Below are 13,661 nucleotides of genomic sequence, written 5' to 3'. Positions count from 1 at the left end.
GCCGCAGCGACCCGCAAAAAGAAGGAAGACAGCCATGCCTTGACCCCAGCCTGAGCCGAAATCCATAATCAGAGGTGGCTCACTTCTCGATGGAAAACCCGGCTCAGTTCTGGGTGGAAATCAACAGACGTTGTAATCGGGGCTCTCGGACATCAGCCGGGCCCGCAGTTCGACCGCACGGACTTCATCTTCGGACGAGTCGAGCCGGGACCAGTCGGACCAGACGGGCATGCCGGCCGGATCGTCGTCAGTGCTGCGGGCTTCGACGATCACGTCGATCTCCGCCCCGTCGGTGTCATCGACATCGAGCCAGCTGTCGATCAGCGCCAGCCGGTCATCGATCAGCCCGCCGAGGTTCAGCGCGGCGACATCGATCTCCGAGCGCAGCCGCACGCGGCGCAGGCTCCCGAAGTCCATCCCGGCCGGAAAGGTGAAGCTTCCCTCGCTGCCGATATCCGCAAGCTTCAGCGCGCCACCATCGACCGTGACATTTACCCCGGTGCCGATCCAGGCCGGGTCGGCCGCGAGGCTCATCACCGGGGCGAAGGGCAGGACCTGCGCGCCCTTGGTCACGACGCTCGCCACGGGGCCGAGATTGCCGGAGTTGTCGCGGGCGCGGAGAAGATAGGTGCCGGGCTTCAGGGGGACGAGCGCCACGGCATCGGAGCCCGCAACCTCGTCCATGCTGGTCGAAGTGGCCCAGGTCGCGGTCGTGGCGGCGGAATGCCGGATCACGATCCGCCCGCCGATCCGCACGTCGAGATCGGCCGAGGGCGACCATTTCAGGATCGCGAGCCCGCCCGCGGTCTGGATCGTCAGGGTCTCGAGCGCGGCAGGCGGGGCGGTCAGCCCGAGGATCTCGATCTCCGCGCTGACATAGTCCGAGGAGACCCCGATCACCGAGAGCGACTTCACCGCCACCTCCCAGCGGCCGGGCTTCACATCGCGGATCTCCCAGGCGGGCTGGTCGGTGCGGCCAAGGGTGATCCAGTCTTCCCCGGTCGGGAGACCCTCCTTGTCCAGAACCCGCCGGGCCCGGATCTGATAGTCCCGCACGAAGTCCGAGGGCGCCTCGACCCAAGTGACCCGGATCAGGGTCCGCACGCCGGTCCCGCCCCGGGTTTCGTACATCTCCTCCGCCAGATGCGGCGTGCCGGGGGCTGGCACATCGGCAGGCCCCGGCAATGTGGTGCGCGGGGCCGCCGCGTAGATCGCCTCTTCCGAGGCCGACCAGTCATAGACCAGGGGCGAGGTCTCGCGCAGGACGAGTTCCGGCAGGAGAAGCGCACCGTCGCCGGAAGCGGTCAGATCAAGGCTCACCCCCTGCACCTCGAAGGGTTTTGCCGCAAAGCCCCAGCGGACATAGGAGAGCATCACCGTCTCGCCCACTCCGGCCCGCCAGGCGGCAAGCTTGCCCGAGAGCTTAACGGTCATCTGGCGCCGGGCGCGCTCAAGTTCGATCTTGGCCAGCCGCTGCGCCATCGCGGCGGAGATGGTGAAGGGCAAGGGCAGATCGCGCCATTTCCGCTCGCCGCCATCTTCGGTGAGATAGACGTCGCTGGCATAAGCCGGAAAGTCGTCCGGTTGCCAGTCGTTCTCCGGGCTGACGAACTGGCCGCGCACGCCGTTGAAGTTCGCCGACTGGCTGACGCGGGTGGCGAGCACCAGGCCGCCCGCGCGCACGTCATCGGCACTCAGCGTGACCTCGGGCAGACGATACGCCCCGGCATGGATGCGCCAGTTGCCGCCCTGCACGGCGACGCGACCGGCCATCGCGGACAACAGCCCCTCGATGATGGTCTTCGGGCTTTCCGCCAGCGACACGACGCCGTTGCAGCTGTAGCGCCGCTCCGATCCGCCGGATGCCAGGGGCACCATCTCGTCGCAGATGTTCGCGGCCTCGATCAGGCTCTCGACCTCGATCCCGTCGGCAGCGCCGATCCCGGCCCCGACGCCGAAGGCCGGATGGGCGAGATAGTCCGCAAGGCAGAGCGCGGGGTTCTCCGAATAGGCTCGCAATCCGGTGCGGGGATCGAGGATGTCGTTCTTGCCCTCGATGTCGACGCTGATGTTCGGGATCCCGCCCGGAAAGGCATCCGCATCATAGGTGAGCCGCAGATAGAGTGCGGCGCAGCCCGCGAGCCGATGCGCCGCGGTCCATTTGGTCGGCACATTGGCCATGAGGTCTGCAAAGGCGGCCTGGTCCTCGGCGCCGAGCCGCTTCTCGACAGCGATCTTGCCCGCCCAGCGGCCCTGCACGATGCCGCCCGCGCTGACGGCCATCTCGCCGTCGAACCAGATCGCCCCGAGGGACTTGACCCGATGCGCGGCCAGAACGATCACCAGATGCAGGAACTGGTCCTTCGGCCCCGAGGCATGCAGGAAGGTGATGACGCCGCCTTTCCGCGCCCGGCCATAGACCATGTCGCGCGGCACCACCGGCTCGCGCACTGTCACCGTGCGGGCCTGCAGCGCCACCTTGGGCTTCGGCATCAGCGCCTGGGAAGCGTAGGAGAGAAGCAGTGTACCGCCGAGCCGCACCAGCGCTGCACCGATGCCGCCCGCTGCCAGCACGCCGGAGATCGCCCCGGCAACCGCCGTGACCGCAGAGACAATGAAGGGCATGAGGGGCAGGTTTCCGGTTGGAAGGAAAGGGATCGGCCTGCGTCAGGCGAGCGCGTCAGACGCGCCAGGCCAGTGCGCAGGCGGTAATCGGCACAAGGAGAAGGCCGGAGGGCGCGATCCCCGCGGCCTGTGCGCCGAGGCAGATGCCGAAGCCGAGGCCCGTGTTGGCCAGCACGAGGTCACCCCGTTGGGCGTGGTGGACGGACGGGAGAGGCGCGCCCAGAAGATCGCGGCCGGCCGCCTCGAGCGAGGACCAGCCAAGCCGCCGCATCACCCGCACAGCCCCGCGCGCCGTCCTGTAGCGTCCGCGCCAGAGTGCTGCGACGTCAGGCCCACCCGCAAGCGTGCGCCGCAGGTCGAAGGCGAAGGTCGCGCAGTCATGCTGGCCCCAGCGGAAGGACCGGTCGCGCGCGGCCTCGATCGCCTCGGCAAGGTGGCGTTCCCAGTGGAGGATGCGGGTGGTCCGGTTCACGACGGCTGCCGTGACGACCGCCGCGGTTTCTTCCACATCCGTCATCCGCGCCCCCAGGTCACTTCCCGGTCCTGGATGGCCGAGACATATTCAAACCCGAGATCGCCGGGATGGAGCGCCTGCTGGCTTTCATGGGTGTAGCGCCAGCTGCGGGGCGTGTTGAGATCAATCAGGCGGCTCTCGTAGCTGATGGTGATCCGGCAGGTCTCCGCATCATCGGTGATTTCCGGCACATCGAGGCGCCCCGCAAAGGCCAGCACCGGATCGGCGATGATCGCACCCTCGGGCGTCAGCAGCCCGAGCCAGACCCGCCCGGGCAGACCTTGTCGGGCTTCCGCGATGGCCATTTGCACGAGACTGGGCGGAATGCCGGAGAGCGAGACCGAAGTGCCGCCCGCCACCACCTCGGAAGTTTCCTCGATGGACCCGAGGCCCAGAAGCGCGCCTGCCCCTAACCAGCTTTCCCCTGCCCAGCCGATCTCGCCAAGGCCCGACCAGAGCCGCACGGGGCCGGAGGCGAACTGGCCTTCGAAGAAGATCACCGGCCACAGATCGCGCTCGGCCAGAGCCGCGGCAAAGTCGGGGCTCAGATCGCGGCTCATAATGCCTCCCGAGCGGCAAGGGTGAAGAGGAAGCTCTCGGCCCGGCCGATCCGGGTCGTGACCGGCGCGGTCAGGCGCAAAACGACTGCCGGGGCCGCGATCTCGAGGGGCGTGCTGTCGATGGGCGGCGCGCGCAGCCGCGGCACGAAGGCGAGCGTGGCCTGACCCGCCTCATCGGTGACCACATCCGCCGTCAGTTGATGGAGCCGAGTATGGTCCCCGTCGCCGAGCGAGAAGAAGTCCCCCGCAAGTAGCGGCGTCGAGAAGGGCGGCCATCCGGCAGTGACAAGCTGGTTGCCACTCTGAAAGCCGCCTGAGACAAAGGGCGCCAGCAGGCTTCCCGGTTGCCGAATGCTCGGGTCGCGGAAGAGGAAGCGTCCGCGCGGGCCGCCGAGGGCGGCGAGGAAGGCCGAGAGGCGGCGGCCATCACGGCCCGTTGTCCGCGCCATCTCGATCCCATAGTCCCACCATTCGCCACCCCAGTCCTGGACCTCTTCGCTTCCGGTGAAGGGCGAGGCGGCGACGGCCGTGGTCGTGATGAGGCGGCGTTCCAGCGATTGCACCAGCGTCAGCGGAAGTTCAGGGATCATCGCTCGGGCCTCTCCTCAAAGCGCATGGCCGCGCCGCCGCCCATCGGCGACGCTGGCTTTTGCAAGCCGTGCAATCTCCGGGATCGCCGCGCGCAGCTTGGCGTCGATCTGTTCCGCGACACCCGCCTGCGCGCCACGGGCATCGATGCTGATCGTGACGCCGCTTGCAGCGCCACCGCCCCGTCCCACCCCGGATGCGACCTCGGCCCGCGACAGCACCCGTTCGCCGCGCTGCAGGATCGCTGGGACCTCGTCAGGTCGGAGCCCGGCCCAGCCGCCATTGTGCAACTTGGGCGCGCCCGCAAAGGCCAGCGCAGGCACCATGCGGCCGGGACCGGGGGCGCCGACCATGCCGCCTGCGTGCTTGACGGGGGCGAAGATGCCGCCCAGGCCACCCGAGAGCCAATTGGCCAGCGGGCCCAGGACCGTGTTCTTGAAGGCCAGCGTCGCGAGATCGGCGAGAATCGACGAGATCAGCGACTTGAAGTCGAACTTGCCGGTGGTGACGAAGGTGCGGAAGGAGTTCTCGGCCGAGGCGAAGGCCGAGACCAGCGTCTCGCCGAGGCCCTTGCCCCAGTCCATCGCGCCCTTTGCATAGTCTGCCAGAGACTTGGTCACGGCCTGCCAGCCGGTGGCCGCCTCTTCCGCTGCCTTCTTCGCGGCAGCCCCCGCACCCCCGGCCGCGCCGCCTGCCTCGTCGAGGCCATCTGCGAGCGCCCCCGCCGCGTCCGCCGCGCCGCCGAGCGCCGCTTCGCCCTCGCTACCCGCGCCGGTCATCGCATCCTTCAGCGCCTGCCAGCTGGCCAGCGGTCGACCCGCGGCATCGGCGAGCATGGTTGCGGCCTCGCGGTAACCCGCCGCCGTGGCACGGGCGTCACCGGCCATCGCCCCGAGGCCGAGATCGGGCGGCTCCAGATACGTCCTTGCCAATGCGGTGGAGAAGGCCTCCGCTGCGGCGGTGCCTGCGGCTGTTGCCGCGCCTTCGAACGGATTGCCGACGCGACTCAGCTCCACCGGATCGAGGGTGCCGATCCGCACCCCGCCTTCGCCCGTCGCCCACTCCGGCAGCAGGGCGAGGGCCGCGTTCAGCCCTTCGATGAAGCCGTTGATGCGGGTGACGACGCCGTTCAGCATCGCCTCGACGCCCGAGATCAGCCCGTTCGCCGCCTGGAAGGCGAAGTCGCCGATGGCCCCGGGCAGACTGCCCCAGATCGCCACCGCCGCGTCATAGGCGCCCTGGAAGATCGCCGCCGTCCGGTCGCCAAAGCTGACGACCCCGGTGATGGTGCCCTCGAGCGCCGTAATACCTGCCGCCTTCAGACCCTCCCAGCCAGCCGCCATGTTGGCAAATGCGGCAGCCAGCGCCATGCCGATGCGCGACCAGACCTCCCGCGCCAGATCGCCGAGGAGCCGGAAGGCCTCGCCGACACCGCCGACCCGGGCGACGAGCTGGGTGAACTGGTAGACGAGTTCCCCCGCCCCGACGATCAGCGCCCCGATGCCGGTGCGGATCAGCGCGCCGCGCAGGAAGACGAGAGCGGTGGCAAGGCCGCGGACGGAGAGTGCCGCCGCCGCGACGCCTACGACCCAGCGTCCCGCCATCACCGCAGCGAAGGTTGCGGCATAGCTGGCCAGGCGCCCGAGGTTGCCGACCAGCGCATCGATCGCCGTCCGCAGGATGCCGCCATCCGAGGCCAGAGCGACGAATGCCGTGGCCAGCGCCTCGATGGTCGGGGCCACGGCCACGGCGATGCGATTGCGCAGGCCCTCGAAGACCAGCGAGACGCTGCCCAGTGCGGCTTGCGTGCGCCGAAGGGCGTCCAGCGCATCGCCGTCGAGCACCGCGCCGAGGTCGGAAGCCTGGTCGCCGAGCCGGGCCATTTCCGCCCCGCCACTCCGCAGAAGCGGCAGGAGGCGGGTGGCGTCGGACGCCATGGCCTCGAGATGGAAGGTCATCTCCTGCTGGCTGAAGTCGGCGCGTTCCAGCGTGTCGACATATAGCTGCAGCGCCTCGGGACCGGAGAGCCGCGCGAACTGGTCGGCGGTGACACCCACGCGCGGCGCGACAGTCTCGAAGAAGTCCTTCATCGGCCCGCCGCCGGTCTGCAGGAAGTCCCCGACCCGGTCGTTCACGTCCTTCAGGATGTCGGCGAGCTTCTCCTGCTCGATCCCGACCGTGCGCGCCCCGGCCGACCAGCGCTGCAGCACCTCGGGCGTGGCATTGGCAACCTGCGCGAACTGCCGGATCTGCGCCGCGCTCTCGGCCGTGGAGCGGACGATCAGGCCGAGGGAAGCCGTGGCGGCAGCCGCGGCAGCGCCGAGAGCCAGACCCGCGCGACGGGCGAAGCTGGCCAACCGGGTGTTGGCCAGTTCCATCTCGCGGCTGAGGCGACCGAAGCCCTTCGCCCCGGCCTCGCCGACGCCCTCCAGTTCGGCGCGTACCTGGCGGCCGCCCACAGCGGCGAGGCGGACGGAGACGCGTTTTTCGGCCATGGGGAGTCCTTGATTTGTGTATCATGACGTGATACATGGGGGGCATGATCATCAGCACGCGTGGAAAGCTTGCCGCCGCTGCGGTCCAGGACCGCTTCGGCAAGGGCTTTCCGGCTGATCTGGTCAGACGGACGCGCGCCATGCTCTCGGCACTGGACGCGGCCATGCTGCTTGAGGATCTGCGGTTTCCGCCGGGCAACCATCTGGAAGCCCTGAGCGGGGATCGCGCAGGGCAGCATTCGGTGCGCATCAATGGCCAGTGGCGCATCTGTTTCGTCTGGACCGATCAGGGTCCGCAGGATGTCGAGATCGTGGACTACCACTGAAAGGAATGACGATGAGCCTGATCACCAACCCCTCCCATCCGGGCGAAGTTCTGCACGAGCTCTATCTTCTTCCCCTCGAGATGAGCGCGCCCGCCCTTGCCCGGCACCTGCAGGTTCCGCGCACCCGGATCGAACGGCTGGTCAAGGGCGAGACAGCGCTGACTGCGGACACGGCGATGCGGCTGGCCACCTATTTCGGCACCACGCCGGAATACTGGATGAACCTCCAGCGCGCCTGGGATCTGGCCCGCGCCCGCAAGACCGTCGATGTCTCAGGGATCGTGCCCCTGCAGGCTGCCTGATCGCAGCTGTTCGTTCACGCGCCGCACCATCACCGCCTCGATCTCGGGCAAGAGTTCGGCGGCGATCATCGGGTTTACGCCCAGAGCCTGCCCCAGAACGAGAGCGGCACCCAAGTCCCATCCGATCACCGCGCCGGGGATGACGCGCATCTGCCCTCCAAGGCGCTGGACCAGGTCCCAGACCTGCGCGCCTTCCAGCGTCTGCGGCTGGTTCAGCCGAGCGGGGCAGTCGGGACAGGTTGTTCCGCAGGCCGCGCAGTAGCCTTCGCCCCCGCCGAAGACCCAGTCGGCAAGGGCGACGAGACGTTTTTTTCCGCATCCAGCAGAAGAGCTTTTGCGACGTAAGACGACTGGAACGCCTCGAAGGCCGGCCAGAGGTCGAGAAGCGCGTCGATCGCCTCGGGGCTGACCGGCAAGGGCTGGCCTGTGGCATCGCCGATCCCCTCCCAGTCGAGGATCGCCCGCCGCGCCAGCGCCTTGGCCATGGCGAGCGCCGCCTCGTCGGTCGCGGCCCCCTCGGGCAGGTCGGAAATCGCGGGATCGCTGCGCGCCGACACCATCAGCGCGGTGGTCAGCGGGCGCAGCTTCACGCGCACGCCGGGGATGAGGTCGCACCAGGACGGGGCGTTGATGAGATCGAGGGTCAGCATGACGGGGTCTTCTCAATAGGTGGCGACAGAGTTGACGAGGACGGTGGTGCACATCCGGCCGGTGGTCTCGGCCCGGGCGGCCTGCCAGTCGAAGCTGGCCTGGATGCCCTGCGGGCCCGGGATCTCGATCCGCGGCCGCGGCAGGTAGACCGCATGGGCGGTGAAGCTGAAGCTCTCGCCCGAGGGCAGGGTGTAGGCGAAGGCAATCTCGCAGGGATCGCCGGTCTGGGCCTGTGCCACCAGCGTCTGGTCGGCAAACCGCACCTCGATCCGCCCCGTGAGTGCGGCGATGGAGGGATCAGCGCCGTCGATCTTGCCATCCGCGCGGATGGTCTCGATCCGGTCGAGGTTGTTGGCATAGGTGATCTCGGCCGAGACCACATTGCCGAGGGCCACGCCATCACGGCTGATCGCGCCGTTGAAGTGACCGAAGCGCTGGAGGGACAGCTCGTCCGGCGTGCCGGCACCGCTCGCGGCGGCAATCGTCTCGCCCTGCGCCACCAGCCGGGCGGTGGCCGTCAGCAGGCCCGACCGCTGCATCTGCCAGCTGAGCTGGTCCAGGACGCAGCCGGAATACATCGCATAACGCGGCATCTCGGGCATGCCGGTCTCGATCGATATCGACGGCAAGGTCCAGCTCCCGGAGCGGAACTCGTGGGTATATGGCCCCGTGCCCGTGGTGACCGGATCGCCGAAGGCCGCCTTCAGCCAGAAGCCGAAAGCCTCTGCATCGATCGGCACCACCACATCGCCATCCGCCGTCACCGCATCCTTGACCGGGGCCAGCGGATCGCGGCCGTAGCCTAGTAGCTCGCTCGACAGGAGCGGCTGTTCCGCGCCGAGCGTGGTGCTGGCAAAGGGCATCCGGGTGAAGCCGCTCAAGGGCGGGGTGCCGTAGGTGGTCTCGAACGCAAGCGCCATCTGCGCCCGCGCGCCTTGCGCACGTGCCATGGAAGAGGTTCCTTTCTGCTTTGAACTGTCAGGGGATTGCGGCAGGGCCGTTTCTCGGGCCATCTGCCGGGATGATTGGAAGAATTCTCATGCGCCGCTTCACGCGCCCGTTGCGCCGTGCGGCATTTCTGTTGGCGGTAATCGCAATTCTGGCCGCCCTCATCAGCCAGCCCGAAGCGCAAGCCCAGCAGTCAAGCGCGCTGGAGGCACGGGTCAGCAAGATCCTCGACGGCGATACCTTCACCCTCAGCGGCGAGTCCCGTCGCATCCGGGTCTGGGGCCTTGATGCGCCCGAGTGGGACCAGCGAGGTGGTTCGGCCGCCACCGCCGCTCTGCGAGGGCTGATCTCGGGCAAGCGCCTGCGCTGCGCCGTCCTCGACATTGACCGCTACGGCCGCCTGGTTGCGCAGTGCTTCCTGCCCGACGGTCGGGACATCGCCGCCGAGATGATCCGCTCCGGGGCAGCGCGGGAGTATTGCAGGTTCTCCAAAGGGTATTATGGCACCTGCCGGTAGCCTGCGGGCCGATAGCCTGCGCCCCATGATCTGGTGCGTGGCGTGATGGAGGGCCTCTTCGCCCTACTTTTCGGCCTTGCGGCCCTCTGGTTCGCGCTGTGGCTGTTCATCCTGCTTCCGGCCCGGATGGCCGAGGCGCGGGGGCGCAGTGCGGTCGTCTGGGTGCTTCTGAGCCTCATCTTCTCGCCGTTCTTCGCGATCTTCTTCCTTTGGCTCCTCGGCGATGCCGGGAACCGACGGGCTTGACGGCCTTCAGCTGATCGTCCTTGAGACCTCGGTCGAAAGGCACCGACCAGTGGTCCAAGTATCAGGCCAGCGGCCCGGTGGTGGAATAGTGCAGGATGACAGTGATCACCGCAGCTTTCAGCGCCGCAGCACCCTCGAGGGGCAGATCGACCGAGGCAGGGGCCTCGGGTTCGACCCAGTCGCAAAGGCCGCCAAGCGTCCGGTCAGCCCCCAGCGCTGTGCCGATGGCGGCGATCAGGTCATCGAAGGCGGTGGCCCGGTCTGTGCCCGCTTGGACGACGACCTCCAATTCAGCGCGGTGCTGGTAGTGATAGCGCAGGGGCGACAGCGTCACCTCTGGCTCGCCCGGTTGGCCATCGCGCAGGATGAGCAGCCCGGCTGTCGGGATCCGCTCGGGCAGGACCTCGTCGCGCAAGGTCAGGGCGGCAAGCGGCTGCAGGCGCGCGTGCAGCGCGGCGAGGATGGTTTCGCGGGTGGTGGGCATTTGAATGCAAAACCTATTTTCTAGAATTTTTGCCTGCAACCTCCGAATCATACGTGAGAAGGACCATTGATGTAATCGCAATCGAAACTAAACGCTGAATATTGAGAGCTTTATGGCTAAAGGTAAAAGATTCAAGAAAAAAATACCCCCGTACTCATCTATAGTTGGCATTTTTGCCCCCACCGTGAGCTTTCACCGTTCTTGTAAATATCAACAAGAACTCCTGTTACCCCCTTAGAAGACCGAAGGTGAAGCTTGTCATTTGAAAAATCAGTTCTGAGAATAACACTGAAGTCATCTGGATAGTTATCAGGCAGATACGAGTAGCAGCTCATTTTTGGAATGGTAAACACCAACCAAGTGTCATCCCGCAATACATAACGCTGGCTGTCTGGTGCGCCTATGAACACTTCTTCGAGCTCGACATACTGACTCTCAGGGGGCACTCCACCTGCCGGATCCTTGGTGGTTCTGCTAAAAAATCGGCTAAAGTCGTTTTCAAACGACATGCTGTTTCTACTGAATTCGGTGCCTTTCCAGGCTTGATTGATGCGACCGCCGATCATGACATTGACTTCTGAAGAATCAGAGCCAGCAGTTACCTTAATATCAATTCGAATTGGACCTTGCGTGCCCGCAGCTATACCCTCTTTCCCGTAACCTCCAATAAACTCAGAGTAAAAAATTGCTGAACAGTCAACATAATAGTTGGTTCGGCCGGATACAGGTCCAAACCTGAAGTCGTCAGACAGGGCGAGTTCAGTTTCCGGGCAGGATATTTCAAACTTCTTCTCAAATGTGTCTGCGGGTGCTGTGCCCCCCGATAACTCGTCCATCTGATGCTAGAGTCCGGCCCAAGGAGAGGACCGGACATGAAGAGATCGAAGTTCACGGAAGAGCAGATTATCGCGATCCTGCGGGAGCAGGAGGCGGGCGCAAAGACAGCCGAGGTCTGCCGCAGGCACGGGATCAGCGGCGCCACATTTTATGCCTGGAAGGCGAAGTTCGGCGGCATGGAGCCGTCCGAGGCGAAGCGTCTGAAGGCGCTCGAAGACGAGAACGCCAAGCTGAAGCGCCTGCTGGCCGAGGCAATGCTGGACAACACGGCGCTCAAGGACCTGCTGTCAAAAAAATGGTAACGCCCGCCGCCAGGCGCGAGGCCGTCGCCCATCTCGAACAGGGCTACGAGATGAGCGAGCGGCGGGCGTGTTCCCTGATCGGGGCGGATCGGTCTTCTGTGCGCTATCGGCACCGGCGCCCGGACGATGCTGCCTTGCGCGAGGTGCTGCGCGGGGCCGCCGAGACGCATCGGCGGTTCGGCTATCGCCGGCTGCATGTGATCCTGCGTCGCGACGGCCATGTGCTGAACCGCAAACGAACCCAGCGGCTATACCGGGAAGAGGGCCTGTCCGTGCGTCGGCGTCGCAACCGCAAGAGGGCCATCGGAACACGGGCGCCGCTGGTGACCGAGGCTTTGGCCAACGCTCGCTGGTCGGTCGATTTTGTTCAGGATCAGTTTGCCGACGGCCGCCGATTTCGCATTCTGAACGTGATCGACGATGTGACCAAGGAAAGCCTGGCGGCCGTGGTCGACACCTCGATTTCAGGCCGCCGGGTCGCCAGGGAACTGACGGCCCTGATCGAGCGGCGTGGAAAGCCCGGCGTGATCGTCAGCGATAATGGCACCGAGTTCACCTCGAACGCGATCCTGGAATGGGCAGAGAAGATGAAGGTGAAGTGGCACTACATCGCGCCCGGTAAGCCCATGCAGAACGGGAACTGCGAGGCGTTCAACGGCCGCATGCGCGACGAACTCCTGAACGAGACCCTGTTCTTCGGCATCGACCACGCCCGCGAGGCCGTGGCCCGCTGGACCCACATCTACAACACTGAGCGGCCTCATTCCGCCCTCGGCTATCAGGCCCCGGCGGTCTTTGCTGCCCAACTCACCGCAATGGGCGATCAGCCTCGCGCGACCGAAACGCTCCGCAGATCGCCCATTGCTCCGTCGGCGCAACAGCGCCAAATTCAATCGCCGACTCTGGTATCAGCCGGATGAGCGTCGGGGGTCACAGCACGGGCGCTCTTTTTTTCTCGTCATATCCTTGTTGAAAGCCATACAGTTTCGCGCCAGAGAAATACGCGCTCACACTATCTAATAGCGCAGTCTTTTTCTGGAAGGGAGCAAGACGTTCTTGAAAGTAACGCTCTGCCTCCGGCGAACCAGCTATGTAAAATTCACCGAACAGATCCCGAAGTGGCTTTTCGGTTACTCTGTAGCTTGTCAGGTTATTCACACTGAATGCGAAGCCAGAAACCGCCTCTCTGTATTCGAGGTCAAACGAGAAATTTATTCTCTCATTTTTCTTCCGCTTCACAACGAACTCAAAGACTCGTTCGTTCGTTCGTATTTCTGACGATGGCACACCAGCTGACAAAAGTCGCTGCCTCATCCAGCCCGCATTGATATCGCGAGCATAAAGGTCTTCACGCAATATGGCGACGCCCTCGATGCTGGTTCGCCCCGTTCCACTCTCGCCTGGAAAATTTTTGAAATTGAAGTTCTCAACATCATAATGAAAAAGGATCTTGTCGATTACGGCCTGCACATTGGGGCGCAAGTCCGCTTGCGTCGGTTCTCGCGCGAGTATCGCTTGGGCGGAGCCAAATATAAGGAGGAAAGCAAGTGTTAAAGTTCTTGCAAGATTCATGTTTAACCCCTCAATTTACTCTGATCGTTGATGAAAAATCTGCATCGTGCAAGAATTTTCTTGCTTGATGGGTTGCTGAAGGTGTGGATCTGGAGCGCTCGCCACACCGGTATGCTCCATCCGCGATGCACATTGCTGGTTATCTGACTGCAGCGCTGTTCATCCAACCCGCCACGATCCGCCCGGGCACGCCGTCTATAGCCCGCTCGGCATCCCGCGCCAGATCCAGCCGCTTGCGCAGCTTGACCTGCGGCACCAGCAGGAAGATCGGCACGGTGGTCAGCCCGCGGCCGGTTTTCGCGCGGGACGCCACTGCGCGCCCTTTGCTGTTCAACCGCCCCTCGGCCACCAATAGGCTCGGCCCTCTGCGCCGGTAAACGAACCGCAGGCGCAGTCCCGTGCGGCGTTCCCATGCGCCCGGGGTGATCCGTCCGCCGCGGGTGGATTTGCCTGCGGCCGGGGTGGGCATCGCCAGCCAGAACCCGTTGCGCGACCGGATCAGCGGCCCCGTGTCATGCGCGCCGACGATGACCGGGGCGTTCGACCAGACCAGCGCGGCGGCATTCAGGTGTTGATTTCCACCCAGAACTGAGCCGGGTAGGCGTATAATTTCCACTGAGAATTGAGCCATGTGAACCTTCCCCCAGAGCGGTGAGCGGCGGGGGCAACGGAGTGATCCACATGGGACTTTTGA

At 65.4% G+C, this 13,661-nt stretch carries 17 protein-coding genes; 5 read left to right on the top strand and 12 right to left on the bottom strand.

Annotated elements, in window-relative coordinates:
* Nucleotides 1-120: 120 nt before the first annotated feature.
* The 5 genes from EYB42_RS16665 to EYB42_RS16645 are packed head-to-tail and all read right to left on the bottom strand — an operon-like array spanning nt 121 to nt 6,782.
* Nucleotides 121-2,625, bottom strand: a complete 2,505-nt coding sequence (locus EYB42_RS16665; RefSeq protein ID WP_135451206.1) for a phage tail protein — start codon at nt 2,623-2,625, stop codon at nt 121-123.
* Nucleotides 2,626-2,680: 55 nt separating this feature from the next.
* Complete coding sequence (locus tag EYB42_RS16660) at nt 2,681-3,142, bottom strand: DUF6950 family protein (RefSeq protein ID WP_240784241.1); 462 nt, start codon at nt 3,140-3,142, stop codon at nt 2,681-2,683.
* A complete protein-coding gene (locus EYB42_RS16655) occupies nt 3,139-3,699 on the bottom strand; it encodes a hypothetical protein (protein WP_135451205.1) in 561 nt (186 codons plus the stop codon). Before EYB42_RS16655 ends, EYB42_RS16660 begins: the two co-directional genes overlap by 4 nt.
* On the bottom strand, nt 3,696-4,289 hold the full coding sequence (locus tag EYB42_RS16650; protein WP_240784240.1) for a hypothetical protein: 594 nt from the start codon (nt 4,287-4,289) through the stop codon (nt 3,696-3,698). Before EYB42_RS16650 ends, EYB42_RS16655 begins: the two co-directional genes overlap by 4 nt.
* A gap of 15 nt (nt 4,290-4,304) precedes the next feature.
* Entirely contained in the window at nt 4,305-6,782 is a 2,478-nt protein-coding gene (locus tag EYB42_RS16645; RefSeq protein WP_135451204.1) for a phage tail tape measure C-terminal domain-containing protein, read from the bottom strand.
* A gap of 44 nt (nt 6,783-6,826) precedes the next feature.
* Between EYB42_RS16645 and EYB42_RS16640 the strand changes: the two genes are divergently transcribed.
* Nucleotides 6,827-7,108, top strand: a complete 282-nt coding sequence (locus EYB42_RS16640; protein ID WP_135451203.1) for a type II toxin-antitoxin system RelE/ParE family toxin — start codon at nt 6,827-6,829, stop codon at nt 7,106-7,108.
* 11 nt (nt 7,109-7,119) lie between these two features.
* Nucleotides 7,120-7,410, top strand: a complete 291-nt coding sequence (locus EYB42_RS16635) for a HigA family addiction module antitoxin (RefSeq protein ID WP_205910006.1) — start codon at nt 7,120-7,122, stop codon at nt 7,408-7,410.
* Here EYB42_RS16635 and EYB42_RS16630 read toward each other — a convergent pair.
* The 3 genes from EYB42_RS16630 to EYB42_RS16620 all read right to left on the bottom strand — a co-directional run bounded on the left by EYB42_RS16630 (nt 7,381) and on the right by EYB42_RS16620 (nt 9,011).
* Entirely contained in the window at nt 7,381-7,560 is a 180-nt protein-coding gene (locus EYB42_RS16630; protein WP_205910005.1) for a DUF7697 family protein, read from the bottom strand. The genes EYB42_RS16635 and EYB42_RS16630 overlap by 30 nt on opposite strands.
* Before the next feature lie 62 nt (nt 7,561-7,622).
* A complete protein-coding gene (locus EYB42_RS16625) occupies nt 7,623-8,060 on the bottom strand; it encodes a hypothetical protein (RefSeq protein ID WP_135451201.1) in 438 nt (145 codons plus the stop codon).
* A gap of 12 nt (nt 8,061-8,072) precedes the next feature.
* Nucleotides 8,073-9,011: a phage tail tube protein gene (locus EYB42_RS16620; protein ID WP_135451200.1), complete on the bottom strand. Its 939-nt coding sequence runs from the start codon at nt 9,009-9,011 to the stop codon at nt 8,073-8,075.
* A gap of 89 nt (nt 9,012-9,100) precedes the next feature.
* Here EYB42_RS16620 and EYB42_RS16615 point away from each other — a divergent pair, with 89 nt between their 5' ends.
* Together EYB42_RS16615 and EYB42_RS16610 are read left to right on the top strand one after the other, a co-directional pair.
* Nucleotides 9,101-9,526, top strand: a complete 426-nt coding sequence (locus EYB42_RS16615) for a thermonuclease family protein (RefSeq protein ID WP_167851056.1) — start codon at nt 9,101-9,103, stop codon at nt 9,524-9,526.
* Nucleotides 9,527-9,571: 45 nt separating this feature from the next.
* A complete protein-coding gene (locus EYB42_RS16610) occupies nt 9,572-9,772 on the top strand; it encodes a hypothetical protein (RefSeq protein WP_135451198.1) in 201 nt (66 codons plus the stop codon).
* A 61-nt stretch (nt 9,773-9,833) separates the two neighbouring features.
* Here EYB42_RS16610 and EYB42_RS16605 read toward each other — a convergent pair whose 3' ends face one another.
* Both EYB42_RS16605 and EYB42_RS16600 read right to left on the bottom strand, forming a co-directional pair.
* The gene (locus EYB42_RS16605) at nt 9,834-10,256 is read right to left on the bottom strand and encodes an acyl-CoA transferase (protein ID WP_135451197.1); all 423 of its coding nucleotides are present in this window, start codon (nt 10,254-10,256) and stop codon (nt 9,834-9,836) included.
* A 158-nt stretch (nt 10,257-10,414) separates the two neighbouring features.
* Nucleotides 10,415-11,092, bottom strand: coding sequence for a hypothetical protein (locus EYB42_RS16600; RefSeq protein WP_135451196.1), 678 nt, complete (start codon nt 11,090-11,092; stop codon nt 10,415-10,417).
* A 36-nt stretch (nt 11,093-11,128) separates the two neighbouring features.
* Between EYB42_RS16600 and EYB42_RS16595 the strand changes: the two genes are divergently transcribed.
* Nucleotides 11,129-12,315 (top strand): IS3 family transposase gene (locus tag EYB42_RS16595; RefSeq protein WP_135451207.1). Its coding sequence is split into 2 segments (ribosomal slippage): nt 11,129-11,381 and nt 11,381-12,315, totalling 1,188 coding nucleotides; the frame shifts between segments, so codons are not numbered across the junction.
* Between the two features lie 10 nt (nt 12,316-12,325).
* Here the strand turns inward: EYB42_RS16595 and EYB42_RS16590 are convergent.
* The gene (locus tag EYB42_RS16590) at nt 12,326-12,967 is read right to left on the bottom strand and encodes a hypothetical protein (RefSeq protein WP_135451195.1); all 642 of its coding nucleotides are present in this window, start codon (nt 12,965-12,967) and stop codon (nt 12,326-12,328) included.
* Between the two features lie 139 nt (nt 12,968-13,106).
* The gene (locus EYB42_RS16585; RefSeq protein ID WP_240784238.1) at nt 13,107-13,598 is read right to left on the bottom strand and encodes a DUF6441 family protein; all 492 of its coding nucleotides are present in this window, start codon (nt 13,596-13,598) and stop codon (nt 13,107-13,109) included.
* Between the last annotated feature and the right edge of the window lie 63 nt (nt 13,599-13,661).

This window comes from Tabrizicola caldifontis (assembly GCF_004762095.1).
GTDB lineage: Bacteria > Pseudomonadota > Alphaproteobacteria > Rhodobacterales > Rhodobacteraceae > Tabrizicola > Tabrizicola caldifontis.
This window is presented reverse-complemented; position numbering and strand designations above follow the sequence as displayed.

Coding starts and splice junctions, on each gene's coding strand:
- EYB42_RS16625 (WP_135451201.1), bottom strand. CDS start 8,060: ATGCTGACCCTCGATCTCATCAACGCCCCGTCCTGGTGCGACCTCATC.
- EYB42_RS16585 (WP_240784238.1), bottom strand. CDS start 13,598: ATGGCTCAATTCTCAGTGGAAATTATACGCCTACCCGGCTCAGTTCTG.
- EYB42_RS16600 (WP_135451196.1), bottom strand. CDS start 11,092: ATGGACGAGTTATCGGGGGGCACAGCACCCGCAGACACATTTGAGAAG.
- EYB42_RS16660 (WP_240784241.1), bottom strand. CDS start 3,142: ATGACGGATGTGGAAGAAACCGCGGCGGTCGTCACGGCAGCCGTCGTG.
- EYB42_RS16650 (WP_240784240.1), bottom strand. CDS start 4,289: ATGATCCCTGAACTTCCGCTGACGCTGGTGCAATCGCTGGAACGCCGC.
- EYB42_RS16620 (WP_135451200.1), bottom strand. CDS start 9,011: ATGGCACGTGCGCAAGGCGCGCGGGCGCAGATGGCGCTTGCGTTCGAG.
- EYB42_RS16635 (WP_205910006.1), top strand. CDS start 7,120: ATGAGCCTGATCACCAACCCCTCCCATCCGGGCGAAGTTCTGCACGAG.
- EYB42_RS16615 (WP_167851056.1), top strand. CDS start 9,101: ATGCGCCGCTTCACGCGCCCGTTGCGCCGTGCGGCATTTCTGTTGGCG.
- EYB42_RS16630 (WP_205910005.1), bottom strand. CDS start 7,560: ATGCGCGTCATCCCCGGCGCGGTGATCGGATGGGACTTGGGTGCCGCT.
- EYB42_RS16610 (WP_135451198.1), top strand. CDS start 9,572: ATGGAGGGCCTCTTCGCCCTACTTTTCGGCCTTGCGGCCCTCTGGTTC.
- EYB42_RS16590 (WP_135451195.1), bottom strand. CDS start 12,967: ATGAATCTTGCAAGAACTTTAACACTTGCTTTCCTCCTTATATTTGGC.
- EYB42_RS16605 (WP_135451197.1), bottom strand. CDS start 10,256: ATGCCCACCACCCGCGAAACCATCCTCGCCGCGCTGCACGCGCGCCTG.
- EYB42_RS16665 (WP_135451206.1), bottom strand. CDS start 2,625: ATGCCCTTCATTGTCTCTGCGGTCACGGCGGTTGCCGGGGCGATCTCC.
- EYB42_RS16645 (WP_135451204.1), bottom strand. CDS start 6,782: ATGGCCGAAAAACGCGTCTCCGTCCGCCTCGCCGCTGTGGGCGGCCGC.
- EYB42_RS16655 (WP_135451205.1), bottom strand. CDS start 3,699: ATGAGCCGCGATCTGAGCCCCGACTTTGCCGCGGCTCTGGCCGAGCGC.
- EYB42_RS16640 (WP_135451203.1), top strand. CDS start 6,827: ATGATCATCAGCACGCGTGGAAAGCTTGCCGCCGCTGCGGTCCAGGAC.